The following is a 12375-nucleotide window of genomic DNA, read 5'->3' on the forward strand; positions in this document are numbered from 1 at the left end:
GGGCGCCCTATTCGCTCACCGTAATGCCGAATAAACACGCCGTATTGGCGGCGGGGTGGCGATTATCGACGCGAATCGGCAAGGAATCCTGACCGATGGCCGGCGCATGACCGGTCCGGTGGCGCCGCACGACGGCGACACCTGGCCCGCACCATCATTCAGCTACTCGATGCGGGAGGCTGGTTCCGCACGCCCGGACGACGCGGCACGGGAACACCAGCGGCCAACCGCACGGGCGTCGGTCTTCGCACAGCCGGCCGCGGCAGCGAGGGCTGCCGCGGCCGGCTCCATGTGCTCAGCGCATGCGGGCAGGGGGTGGGAGTCGCGAGCCGCCGACTGCGCGGCTCCCACCCGGTCGGCTACTTCCGCACGCCGACCGCGCGGATGCCGCTCATCGATGTGTACGGGCCGCTGCCGCTCACGAGCTGCGAGCGCGCCGCGAGGATGTCGACGCCCGGCGCGGACAGGTCGGGCTTCAGCGCGTTGTCGCCGAAGCGCGGACCCTGGCTGGAGAAGGACGCACGCCTGTCGGCGGAGTCGACCGCGCCGATCGTCAGCGCGGAGTCGGCCGCACCGGGGGAACCGATGCTGCCGGGGGAACCGGAGTTGCCGGCCGCGATCACGAACAGGGCGCCCGTGTCCTTGGAAAGGGTGTTCACCGCCTGGGCCATCGGGTCGGTGCCGTCACTGCCCTGCCGCGATCCGAGGCTCATGGAGATGATCTTGGCGTGGACGTCCTTGGCCGCCCATTCCATCCCGGCGATGATCTGCGAATCGAATCCGGAACCCTGGTTGTCCAGAACCTTGCCGACGGCGAGTGTGGCGCCGGGCGCGACGCCCTTCTCCTTGCCGTCGGACGCGGCACCACTGCCACCGACAGTGGACGAGACATGCGTGCCGTGGCCGTGCCGGTCGGCGACCTCCTGCCCGTCGATGAAGCTCTTGGTCTCGCTCACCCGGTTCTTGAGATCGGGATGGGTCAGGTCCACACCCGTGTCGAGGACGGCGACCTTGACGCCCTTGCCGGTCAGCCCGGCCTCCCAGGCCGCGGGGGTGCCGATCTGGGCGTTGCTGGCCTCCATCGCGGCGTCGACGCGTGCGTCCAGCCAGATCTTCGCGACGCCTCCCGACAGACGCGCACTGCCTGAAGTCGCGCCGCGTGCCCCGGAGGTGACGTCCGACGCGACCGTGCGCCAGAACTCCCCGGACTTCGACGCCTTCAGGGCCGCGCCGCCTATGCTCGGCAGCCCGTGGACCTGACGGGCTCCGTGGGGCGTCGCGCTCCGTGCGTTCTTCGTGTACGTCACGATGAGCGGGAGGCCGTCGGACGACGGGTCACCGAGCCCCTGCTCGATCAGAGCGGTGACGTCGAAGAGTTCGGCGTCGAGGACGCCCGCCTGCAGGTAGGGCCGGGCCTCGTCGGGTACGACGGTGATCCCGCCGCCGGATATCTCGCTGCGCACCGCTCCGGTCGCGCCCTCGGGGCGCTCCACGGCGACCGACTTCCGGCCCGCGCCGAGGTCGGTGACGGTCACCCGGCCACCGGTGATCAGGGTGACAGTTCGCGCGGTGGTGGGTGCGTGATCGGGCGACGCGGCAAGGTCGGTGCCCGCCGTCGTCCCCATTGCCCCGGCTGCGACGGCCTGCCCGGCCGGCAGCAGTACGAGCGACAGCCCGGCTGCCAGCAGCCGCGCACCCGGTGAATGGGTGGTTCCGGGCGCTGCGAAGACTTTTCCACGGCAGCAACTTGCTTGTCGCCGCCCGGAGTTGGCGGATCTCTGCCGTGGCGGAGACCCGTCAGCAACGGCCGCGGAGCACGGACTCGCCTTACGGCCTCCCCCACGATGGGGAATGGATCAGCGAGCGGCGTCATGCGGCTTCGACGGCAAGGCGGAGGAAGGAGCCGACCTGCCAGGCCGGGCAGGTCCACCGGCTGTCCGCCGAACCGGTGTGACGTGGGCAGGTCCTGCGGTCAGCGGACCAGGATGACCTCCGGGGATGTTCAGGTCTGGGTGCCCGGTGACTTCTGCGGGTCGCCGAGCGCCTTGTCGAAGACGAGGCGCCCGCCGGTACGTACCGGCGGGCGCCGGGGTGCCATCGGCACGCGTGGCGTCCCAGCTGTAGAACGCCATCCCGGTGCCCGCGCCGGAATTGCGGGTCACCCACGACGCGTCGTACGGGGTGTCGATCACCTCGTCACGGGCGTCGAGGACCTGGAGCCGCATCCGCTCCAGCAGCGGGAAGCCGTGGGACAGCATGACCCAGGCCTTGTCGTTGGCCGTGGACGTGTCGGTGAGGTCGACGGTGGTGGGCGCATTCTTGCCGAAGCTGAAGTAGCCGGGACGAAGCGCCGGATTGCCCAGTGTTTTGTTGATCGAGGTGAAGGTGGGGTTGATCGCCGACACCGCGTCGAAGTCGCCATCGAGGTACCGGACATGACGCCGTACCAGTCCTGGGCCGGGGGAAGCGCGGACAGGATGTACCCGCCGGGAGCGGCCACGTCCGGCTTGAACTCCAGCTCATTGCCCGGGCCCCAGGAGGAGGCGCCATCCATCAGCCCGGCAGCGTCGGCGGTCATCGGCGCACCGGCGTAGGCACCCCAGGTCAGCTCGGTCCCGGCCGGAGCGGCCTTGATGCGCTCGGCGTCCCGTGCACGGATCCCCACCACGGGGATGCCGATGGTGCCGCAGCAGGGCGAGAACGGCATCGCATCCGGATCGGTGCCCGACGGGTCGTAGTGGACCGCGGCGACCGCACCCGCGGCCTCGGCGGTGCGGGCCAGGTCCATCACCCGGCAGTTGAAGACGTCGGTGCCGGTGTAGTGAGCAAAGAGCGCGATCTTACCGTCGAGACTGCCTGCGGGCAGCGGGGCGCAGCTGGACTCCATGACGGTCACCGGGTGGGCGCCGGTCACGGGAGCGGCCGGTGCCCGCCCGGAGTCCAGGTACGGGACGGGGGCCGTCGACCCGTCGTCGAGCGTGAACGCGAGGAACGGGTAGCGGCTGCTGTAGGTGCTGCCGACCGCGATCGCCCTGTCCGCCGCCGCGGGCGCCGCGGCGTTGAACGGACCGGCGTAGCCGTTTCCGTTGGCGACGACGGTGGGAACGCCGGAGTCCACCAGGTGGTTCACGGCGAGCGACAGCACGCTGGGCAACGGCCTTTGCGAGGACGTCCTTGGGCACCGGGGTGGGCCGCTCGGGCATCTCGTACGTCACCGGCTCGGTAACCTGGGCCACTCCGGGGAGTTCGGCCAGTCGGCCGGTCTGACCGGCGGGCACCACGACGAGGAGACCGTTGACGACATTGCGGTACCGGCGTTGCACGGACAGCGCGATGCCCGCGTCGTGCGCGGCGTCGACCAGCGTCCGCTGCACATCGGAGACCGTACGGCGGGCCGCTGCCCGGTCCTGCGGGGCCGCCTGCTGCGCGGCCGGGGCGCTGTCGAGCGTGACGATGCGAGTCACCGACGGCCCGGACAGTTCGTCCGAGTCCGCGTGCGCCAGGTCACCGGGCAGGATGAGCGAGACGAGGAGCAGCGCGGACGCTGCGGATATCGAGTGTCTGTACACGACGATCGATCAAATGCGACCGGCCTCGGAAGGGCAACGGTCACCGTGTGTCGAGTCTCCGCCATGGCGGAGACTCGACGTCGATCATTTCGGCCATGAACCTTCTCCGAGCTCCGAGCTTCGGTGCAGCAGACGCCGGCGTCCTCGCCGGATGCCGGTGCTCTGCTGGGAGTGCTGCCCCCCGCGGAATCGTTGCACGCCGGGGCCGCGTGCGGCCCGGCCCGGGCCGAGGGAGCGCGACGTGTCGCGCGTGCCCGGCCGATCCGCGCGGGGCCACCCTGTGGCGCACGCTTGAAGGAGTGGCCTGAGGTAGATCTCATCGTCGCCGACCGGAGCATCTTCTTCATGTCCTCTCCACCCCATGGCATCCACTGGGCGAAGCCGAGGCTGTGGCGAGTCGGTCGACGGCAATCGGACGATGAGTGACCCAATGGGCGTGCATTGCAAGAAAGTGTTAGGAATATCGACATGGTCGACCATTCCGACCGATCCCGGAGCGGGTCGGCTCGGTCACTGAGCGGCAGGGGTCCGCGAAGCGTAGCCGGGCAGGTATTCATCCTGCAGGCGGTGGTCATTGTCCTGCTTGTCGCGGGCGCGGTTCTGGCGCTGGTCCTCCAATCGTTGGGCTCCGCCAAGACGGAGGCGGAGCGCCGCTCGGTGGCTACAGCACAGACGTTCGCACACTCTCCGGGGATTGTGGCGGCGCTCAAATCTCCCGATCCCTCCAAGGTGCTGCAGCCGCTCACCGAGGAGGCGCGGAAGCTGGCCGGCGTCGACTTCATCGTGGTGACGGACACACACGGGACTCGCTACACACACCCCCGCCCGGAGCTCATCGGAAAGCCATTCGTCGGCACCATCGAACCTGCGCTGGCGGGCCAGGTCCACGTGGAAACCGTCAAGGGGCCCCTTGGTCATGAAGTCCAGGCGGTGGTCCCCGTCAACGCTCCCGACAAATCCGTCGTGGGCCTGGTGGCCGCCGGTCTCAGGGTCGAGAACATCACCAACGTGGTCGACAGGGAGCTGTTGGTCATCTTTGCCAGCGGGGCCGCCGCGCTCGTCCTGGCCACGGGCGGGGCCGCCCTGGTGGCCAAGCGGCTGCGAAGGCAGACCCACGGGCTCGATCCCGCCCAGATGACCCACATGTACGAGCACCATGACGCGGTGCTGCATTCCGTCCGCGAAGGGGTGCTCATCGTCGGACACGACGGTCGGCTGCTGCTGGCGAACGACGAGGCCGAACGGCTCCTCAATCTGCCGCCCGACGCCCAGGGACGCCTCGTCGAGGAACTGGAGAGCCTCGACCCGGCCACGGCGGAGCTGCTTGTCTCGGGCCGCGTGGCCACGGACGAGGTGTACTTGGCCGGGAATCGCGTGCTGGTGGTGAACCAGCGGCGCACGGCCCGCGACGGAAGCCCCCTGGGAACGGTGGCGACCCTGCGCGACTCCACCCAGCTCCTGGCACTGTCGGGCAAGGTGGAATCGACGAACGAACGCCTCAGGCTGCTGTACGACGCGGGGGTGGGCATCGGCACCACCCTGGACGTGACGCGCACGGCCGAGGAACTGGCCGAGATGGCCGTCCCCCGTATCGCGGACTTCGTCACGGTCGACCTCGCCGCCCCCGTCCTGCACGGGGAGGAACCGACCAGCACAGCTGCCGACATGCGCCGCACCGCCGTCAGCGGCATCCGGGACGACCACCCCCTCTACCCGTGCGACGAGCTCATCTCCTATCTCCCCTCCACACCTGAGGCACGCGGATTCGCCACCGGCCGGTCGGTGATGGTTCCCGATCTGTCCTCCGCACCCGAATGGCGCGCTCAGGACCCGGAACGGACAGGCAAGGTCGTCGACTACGGAATCCACTCACTCCTCACGACGCCGCTGCAGGCGCGGGGCGTGGTTCTGGGCATGGCCAACTTCTGGCGCTCGCGGGAGGCCGGAGCGTTCGACCAGGAGGACCGGTCGCTCGCCGAGGAGCTGGTCGCCCGTGCCGCGGTCAGCATCGACAACGCACGCCGGTACACCCGCGAACACGCCCTGGCGGTGATGTTGCAGCGCAGCCTGCTGCCGCGCGCTCTGCCCGAACAGAACGCCCTGGATGTCGCCCACCGCTATCTGCCCGCACAGTCCGGAGTCAGCGGTGACTGGTTCGATGTGATTCCGCTGTCGGGCAACCGCGTCGCGTTGGTCGTCGGTGACGTCGTCGGTCATGGGCTGCACGCCGCCGCCACCATGGGGCGGCTACGCACCGCTGTGCACAACTTCTCCACGCTCGATCTGCCGCCCGATGAGCTCCTCGGCCACCTCGACGAGCTCGTGGACCGCATCGACAAGGAAGAGGGGAGCACGTACGTCGGCGCGGGCATCGTGGGAGCCACGTGCCTGTACGCGATCTACGATCCGGTCTCCCGGCACTGCACCATGGCCCGCGCCGGGCATCATCTCCCCGCGTTGGTCCACCCCGACGGAAGCGTGGAGTTCCCCGAGCTTCCTGCCGGGCCACCGCTGGGGCTCGGCGGCATGCCGTTCAAGACCGCCGAACTGGATCTGGCCGTGGGTGCTCAGCTGGTCCTCTACACCGACGGGCTGATCGAGGACCGCACCCGGGACATCGATGTGGGGATGGAGCTGCTTCGCCAGGCCCTTTCCCATCCCGGCCGTTCGCCGGAACAGCACTGCCGGGCGGTGCTCGACGCACTCCTTCCCACCCAGGCCAAGGACGACGTAGCACTGCTCGTCGCCCGCACCCGCGCGCTTTCCGCCGACCAGATCGCCGAATGGGATGTTCCGTTCGACCCCGCCGCCGTAGCCGGGATACGCGCCGCCGTCGCGGAGAAGCTGGACGGCTGGGGCCTGTCGGAACTGGCGTTCACCACCGAGTTGATCCTCAGCGAGCTGATCACCAACGCCATCCGGCACGCCTCCGTGCCAATCCGGGTGCGGCTCCTGCGTGACCGCAGCCTGATCTGCGAGGTAGCCGACGGCAGCAGCACCTCACCCCATCTGAGGTACGCGGCCACGATGGACGAGGGAGGCCGTGGACTGTTCCTCGTCTCGCAGATCGCCGAGGACTGGGGCACGCGGTATACCCATGAAGGCAAGGTCATCTGGGCACAGCTGCCGCTGTCCGAATCCGCCGCGGGCGCGAACGACAGGGACCCGTCGCCGACGTCGTCGTCCTGATCAACCCCCGGCGGATCCCGACCCGGCCCGCGATCGTGGCCACCGGTGAGCCGCCGCTCCACGCAAGGGCGGAAAGAGCCCATCCGCTTCTCGCGGATCCCGATTGTGCGGTGCACGGCCGCCAGCCGCTTCTCCGCATCCTGGCAAGGACTCTTTCCGTCAATTTCATGAAAGCACCCCGAGTGGCAGGCGGCCACCAGGGCCGAACAGCTTCCACCCGACCCCGGACGACCCTACCCGGCGCGTTTCCCGGCCCTCAGGCTCGGAGATGCGAGCCACGTCCTCCATCGTCCTGCGGTCGTGCCGGGGCGTCGACGGACTGGTGAACGTGCCAATCGGCTCACGTTACGAGCAGGACGACATGTCGGTCGACGCCCGAGAAGCCGCAGGGCGATAGGAGTGGACGGGTGAGACATCGAGACGTTGGCGAGCTGATGACCCGCGAGGTCGTCACGGTCCCGGGGAACGCGACGTTCAAGGACATCGTGCGCACACTCACTGAGCACCAGGTGTCGGCCGTCGCAGTCGTCGACGACGCGGGGCACCCGCTCGGAGTGGTATCGGAAGGCGACCTGCTGCCGAAGTCGGCCGATCAGGGGGACTTCCTCCGGTCCCTGCCCGCTCCCGAGCCGCGCAAGCGGGAGAAAGCGGAGGGCACGCGCGCCGAGGAACTGATGTCTGCGCCCGCCGTGTGCGCCAGGGCGGACTGGACCGTGGCCGAGGCGGCCCGGCTCATGGAGGCGCAGAGCGTCAGAAGACTGCTGGTCGTGGACGAGTCGGACACATTGGTGGGCATCGTCAGCCGACGCGATCTGCTCAAGATCTTCCTGCGCGACGACGAGACCATCCGCCACGAGATCACCGGCGACGTACTCGACCGGACCTTGCACCAGGACCCCGGCGCCATCACCGTCGAAGTGACCGACGGCCGTGTCGAACTGAACGGCTCGGTGCGGTTCAAGAGCCTCATCCCGGTGATCGAACGGCTGTGCCGCACCGTCGACGGAGTGGTTCATGTGGCAGAGCACCTCGGCTACGCCGTCGACGACGCATCCGTCGGCTGACGTACAGCCTTCTCGCGGCACCGGCGGTCTGCGTCCGGTGCCGCGGACCGCGACCTGCACCGGACCGATGACCGACGGATGCCCGCCGTTCCACTCCGGCAAGGGCGAGGACGAACCGTTCGGCACACCCCACAGCACCGCACTCGTGAGGAGGGCGCCATGGACCGCCACATCACCGTAGGCGTCGACGCATTCCCCGAAAGCGCGGCCGCTGCCCGCTGGGCGGCGCGCGAGGCTCGTTTGCGGGATGCGGCCCTGCACCTCATCCATGCCGAGCCGTGGTCGTTGCCGCTCGGCATTCCCGCAGCGGCGTCCGATGCACGGCGTGGCTGGGCCGAAGCCGTCCTGCAGGAAATGGCCGACGAACTGCGCCGCGCTCACCCGGAACTCGACATCACCACGCAGTCGGTCGACGGCCCGCCCGCAGCCTCGCTCGCCACAGCCGCGGCAACTGCCGACATGCTCGTCATGGGATCCCGCGGGCTCGGCAGCGTGACCGGCTTCGTGCTCGGCTCCGTCGGCATGACCGTCATGCACACCACCGAGCGGCCGGTGGTACTCGTACGCAGCGGAGAGGACGCGCTGTCTCACGAGACCGAGCAGCACACCCGGCGCGACGTAGTCGTCGGCGTCGACATCAGCCGGCCCTGTGACACCCTGCTCGCGTTCGCGTTCGAGGAGGCGTCGCGCCGGTCCTGCCCGCTGCACGCCCTGCACAGTTGGCGGCCCCCGGTGTTCTACGGGTACGGATCGGCCTACGATCCCGGAATACTTGCGCGCATCAACCAGAGCGCGACCACCCGCCTGGACCAGGCTCTCAGGCCTTGGCGGGACACGTTCCCCACGGTCGAGGTAACCGCCCGTACCCCGATGGGACACGCCGCGCAGCAGCTCCTGGAAGCCGGTGCCGACGCCGGTCTGATCGTTGTCGGTCGCCGGATCCGCCGTTCATTGCTGGGTGCTCACATCGGCTCCACCACGCATGCCGTGATCCACCACGCGACCTCTCCGGTCGCCGTCGTCGCCCACAGCTGAGGCAGACTCCGGCTCGGCGTTCCGAAGGCGGTCCGGCGCGGGCGAGACGACACATGGCGGTAGGCCTGCCATGCGCGGCGAAGGGAGGGTTCGACGCCTTTCGTGCCCTGGCCGGACGCCGGGGACGCCCCGGAGACCGGCCGCTGGAGGCCCTGGCGCGGCGCGGCACGAGGCGGCTTCTCGGGCGGCCCGGAGCACAGCCCCGGCGGCATGGGCCGAGCCGTCCGAACCGACAACGACCCGTCCGAGCGCCTGGCTGCCCGGTCGTGTGCCGAACACGGTGCCGTCCATGGCGATCCTCCTGGTACGAAGGCCGCGAGGGCAATGGTCTGTCAACACGCCGCAGGCCACGCGGGCCTGCCCACTGTCAGTCCACCTCCTTGACTCGGCGGTGGTTCACGGAAAGTGGGGTACCACTGCGACAGGACAGCTGGAGTGATGGAGCGCCGTATGGGCCGTCCGGCCGAGTTGCAGACCCAGATGCCCCTTGCGCCGCGAGGCACCCACGACAAGGAGGTCGGCGGCGGCGGAGCGCCGGACGAGAACTTGATGGGCCGGCCCCTCGACAGTGGAGCGGGAGACGACAACGGCCGGGTTCTCCTCGATCGAGGCCGCAAGCGCCTGGTCAAGCTCTGTCGCCGCCCGCATCTCCCAGGTGAGGAGCGGCGGAGAGTCCTTGGTGTGCGGCCGGCCGACCGCTTCGGACGCGGGGCAACGCCAGGCGCGTACCGCGTCGATCTCACAGTGCCGGGTGGCAGCCTCACGGAAGGCGAACCTCACGGCAGCCGACCCGTGGGCCACGTCCGCGACGCCGAGCAGGATGCGGCCGTGTGCTCCGGCTGTTCCTGCCGCGTCGCCACGTACCACGATCACAGGGCACTCGGCCCGGGACGCCAGGGCCAGACTTACGGAACCCAGCAGGAGCTCCTTGAGCTGGCCCCGCCCCCTGGATCCGACAACCAGCATCGCGGCCTCGTGCGCCTCGTCGAGCAGCGCGTTGACCGTGTCCTCCGCCAGAACCTCGGTGGTGATCTTCAGATCGGGATTACGGGTGCTTGCACGCGTGACCGCGGTGGCCACGACGGTGTCGGCCAGAATCTGCTCGGAGGGGCTCTCGACGCTCCGATACAGACCTGCCCCCTCGTAGCGTTCCCATCGGGAGGCGTAGACAACTCTCAGAGGAAGGCCGTGACGGGCGGCCTCCTCCACGGCCCAGTCGACCGCCCGGAAGCCGGAATCCGATCCATCCACGCCCACGACCAGGGGCTGCTCCATGATCCCCATCGCCTTTCGTCCCGTTGTCGTCGGATGCCCACGTCGCCACCGTGCCACCCCCCTGAACTTCCCAGGAGGGATGATCAGGACCCGATCAGGGACATTCGACCTAATATTCGTAATAAATGACGCGATCGGTATATGCCCTTCAGGGGGATCCGGCGCATGTGTTCGGTGTGGATCCATCCCGCTGCCCCGGCCCCTGTACGGTGCTGACTCTTCCCCTTCGGCTCGGGATCCGCCGTGCAGCGCGGTGGGACGACAACCCGAATGCCCTGCTCGCTCCCTCAGCAGGGCGCAGGCTCCTCATGCGGGCAGTCGGCGGCTCGCGCGGGCGATGGTCGAAGCCAGGCTCACAAGTAGGGCCGATTGGTCCCCGGGTCACCCCCGTAGAGCCCCTGGGGACCAGAGGTCATTCGGCGCAGGCTGTTCTCAGTTCCGCCGGAGGGAGCATCGACATGACCGGAACCGAGCCACGACGGCAGCCTCGGCCCGCGGATGGTACGACCATGTGGATCCCCACTGGTAGGACCCGCACGCAGTACAAGCATGCACAGTGCCGAGAGGAACACGGCTCCGGCTCAGGCACTGCCAACAACGATCTCAAGATCCGTGCCGCCCTGTGGAGGAGACCAGATCATGACCACTCCAACCCTCCGGTCGCTGGGCATCAAGCATCGGGACCGGCTCATGCAGTTCACCCGGGAAGTGTCGTTCCCGGAGGGGACACGCATCTTTGAGGAAGGGCAGCGCGCCGACCACTTCTGGATCGTGCGGACCGGCACCGTCAGCCTCGACTTTCACGTGCCGAAAGGACCGCCGGCGGTCATCGAGTCGCTCGGGCACGGAGAGCTGATCGGCTGGTCATGGTTGTTCAGCCCCTATGTGTGGCAGCTCGGAGCAGAAGCGATGACGCCCGTGCGTGCCTACGAACTCGATGCCGCGCAGGTGCGCCACGCATGCGACTTGGACCCGGAACTGGCCGCCGCCGTGGCCCTGTGGGTAGGCCAGGTGATAGCCCACCGACTCCAGTCCGCCAGGGCCCGCCTGCTGGACCTGTACGCACCGCACGGAAGTGGGCTGCCCCATGTCACCTGATCCGCCGTCCCGGTCGGACGGGCCCCGGTGAGGAGATCACCATGCCTGATTCACCGCACACGGTCAGCGATGTCATGACCCACACCGCCATCGCGGTGGGAGGACAGGCCAGCTACAAGCAAATCGTCGAGCTGATGAGAGAGTGGAGGGTGAGCGCCCTTCCGGTACTCGAGGGCGAGGGACGAGTGATCGGCGTGGTCTCGGAGGCCGATCTGCTCCCCAAGGAGGAGTCCCGGACCGACGACCCGACCCGGCCGGAGCTGCCTCTGTCCGACAGACTGAAGGCGGGCGCCGTGAGCGCGAAGGAGCTGATGTCGAGCCCGGCAGTGACGGTCCATCCTGACGCCCCTATAGCAGAGGCAGCACGCATCATGGCCCAGCGCCACGTGAAGCGGCTGCCAGTGGTCGACGCGGCCGGGCTGCTGGAGGGAGTCGTCAGCCGCAGTGATCTGTTGAAGGTCTTTCTCCGCTCGGACGAAGATCTTGCCGACGAGATCCGACGCACCGTCACAGACTTGTCCCACCCCGGAGGAGCGGTGACCGTATCCGTCGTGGACGGAGTGGTCACACTCGGCGGTGCGGTACGCGACCGGACGCTCATCCCGTTGCTCGCCCGAGCCACCCGGGCGGTCGAGGGCGTTGTGGACATCCACTTGGAACTGAACCGGACCACGGGTTAGGAACGGGGAAGCTGCGGTACGGGGCTTGACCCGGATGGAGCCGTTGCTTCCGGACCGGACGCCCCGGCGGAGTGGGCGGTGGCGCGATCACCGGCAGGTGATCGATGAAAGCGCTCGGAAGTTCCCGACCGGATCGCAGTGGGTCAGCCCTTACGTCCGACGACTGCGGGGTTGGGTCGCGGGGATACGATGAGTGAAGAACAAAGCGATCAGCCCGGCAAGAGCAAGGATGGCGAGAGCGGCGCGCAGAGCGTCGACCCTCGCGTCGGCGTTGGCATCGAGAGCGGCCTGGGCCGCATCCGTACGTGCACCCGCCGCGTCGAGTTGCTTCTTGAGCTGAGCATCCGACAGAAATGGTACGCCACCTGAGCCCGGATCCACCGGCTGACGTCTGTGGACAACTTCTCCGGAAACGAGGAAGAGCCTTGTGACCTGCGATGATGGGAGTTCTTGAGGCTTCCAGCA

At 68.8% G+C, this 12375-nt stretch carries 8 protein-coding genes and 1 pseudogene; 6 read left to right on the plus strand and 3 right to left on the minus strand.

All coding sequences use genetic code 11. From position 1 onward, the window contains the following. Positions 1 to 386: 386 nt before the first annotated feature. Together ACGFSA_RS33755 and ACGFSA_RS33760 are read right to left on the minus strand one after the other, a co-directional pair. Positions 387 to 1685 (minus strand): annotated as a pseudogene (locus ACGFSA_RS33755) (S8 family serine peptidase); the annotation flags it as partial. A 503-nt stretch (positions 1686 to 2188) separates the two neighbouring features. Beyond that, the gene (locus ACGFSA_RS33760) at positions 2189 to 3154 is read right to left on the minus strand and encodes a S8 family serine peptidase (protein ID WP_393309850.1); all 966 of its coding nucleotides are present in this window, start codon (positions 3152 to 3154) and stop codon (positions 2189 to 2191) included. An 883-nt stretch (positions 3155 to 4037) separates the two neighbouring features. Here ACGFSA_RS33760 and ACGFSA_RS33765 point away from each other — a divergent pair. From ACGFSA_RS33765 to ACGFSA_RS33775, 3 genes are all read left to right on the plus strand, one after another. Next, positions 4038 to 6758 carry a SpoIIE family protein phosphatase gene (locus tag ACGFSA_RS33765; RefSeq protein ID WP_393309851.1) on the plus strand — a complete coding sequence of 907 codons (2721 nt, stop codon included), beginning with the start codon at positions 4038 to 4040 and terminating at the stop codon, positions 6756 to 6758. A 407-nt stretch (positions 6759 to 7165) separates the two neighbouring features. Next, positions 7166 to 7822: a CBS domain-containing protein gene (locus ACGFSA_RS33770; RefSeq protein WP_393309852.1), complete on the plus strand. Its 657-nt coding sequence runs from the start codon at positions 7166 to 7168 to the stop codon at positions 7820 to 7822. Positions 7823 to 7981: 159 nt separating this feature from the next. Next, positions 7982 to 8857, plus strand: a complete 876-nt coding sequence (locus tag ACGFSA_RS33775; protein ID WP_393309854.1) for a universal stress protein — start codon at positions 7982 to 7984, stop codon at positions 8855 to 8857. A 396-nt stretch (positions 8858 to 9253) separates the two neighbouring features. Here the strand turns inward: ACGFSA_RS33775 and ACGFSA_RS33780 are convergent, their stop codons facing one another. Then, positions 9254 to 10132: a universal stress protein gene (locus ACGFSA_RS33780; RefSeq protein ID WP_393309855.1), complete on the minus strand. Its 879-nt coding sequence runs from the start codon at positions 10130 to 10132 to the stop codon at positions 9254 to 9256. 639 nt (positions 10133 to 10771) lie between these two features. Here ACGFSA_RS33780 and ACGFSA_RS33785 point away from each other — a divergent pair. The 3 genes from ACGFSA_RS33785 (at position 10772) to ACGFSA_RS33795 (ending at position 12279) form a co-directional block, all read left to right on the plus strand. Next, positions 10772 to 11230 (plus strand): Crp/Fnr family transcriptional regulator, encoded by a 459-nt coding sequence (locus tag ACGFSA_RS33785; RefSeq protein ID WP_393309856.1) that lies wholly within the window; start codon positions 10772 to 10774, stop codon positions 11228 to 11230. 41 nt (positions 11231 to 11271) lie between these two features. Continuing rightward, positions 11272 to 11910: a CBS domain-containing protein gene (locus tag ACGFSA_RS33790; protein WP_393309857.1), complete on the plus strand. Its 639-nt coding sequence runs from the start codon at positions 11272 to 11274 to the stop codon at positions 11908 to 11910. A 189-nt stretch (positions 11911 to 12099) separates the two neighbouring features. Continuing rightward, positions 12100 to 12279, plus strand: a complete 180-nt coding sequence (locus tag ACGFSA_RS33795) for a hypothetical protein (RefSeq protein WP_393309858.1) — start codon at positions 12100 to 12102, stop codon at positions 12277 to 12279. The last annotated feature ends 96 nt before the right edge of the window (positions 12280 to 12375 follow it).

This window comes from Streptomyces sp. NPDC048496 (assembly GCF_043200055.1).
In the GTDB taxonomy this organism is placed as follows: Bacteria; Actinomycetota; Actinomycetes; order Streptomycetales; family Streptomycetaceae; genus Streptomyces.

Bases quoted from the DNA above. Each gene is read 5' to 3' on its own strand.
- ACGFSA_RS33775 (WP_393309854.1), top strand. From the start codon at position 7,982: ATGGACCGCCACATCACCGTAGGCGTCGACGCATTCCCCGAAAGCGCG.
- ACGFSA_RS33790 (WP_393309857.1), top strand. From the start codon at position 11,272: ATGCCTGATTCACCGCACACGGTCAGCGATGTCATGACCCACACCGCC.
- ACGFSA_RS33785 (WP_393309856.1), top strand. From the start codon at position 10,772: ATGACCACTCCAACCCTCCGGTCGCTGGGCATCAAGCATCGGGACCGG.
- ACGFSA_RS33780 (WP_393309855.1), bottom strand. From the start codon at position 10,132: ATGGAGCAGCCCCTGGTCGTGGGCGTGGATGGATCGGATTCCGGCTTC.
- ACGFSA_RS33795 (WP_393309858.1), top strand. From the start codon at position 12,100: ATGAGTGAAGAACAAAGCGATCAGCCCGGCAAGAGCAAGGATGGCGAG.
- ACGFSA_RS33765 (WP_393309851.1), top strand. From the start codon at position 4,038: ATGGTCGACCATTCCGACCGATCCCGGAGCGGGTCGGCTCGGTCACTG.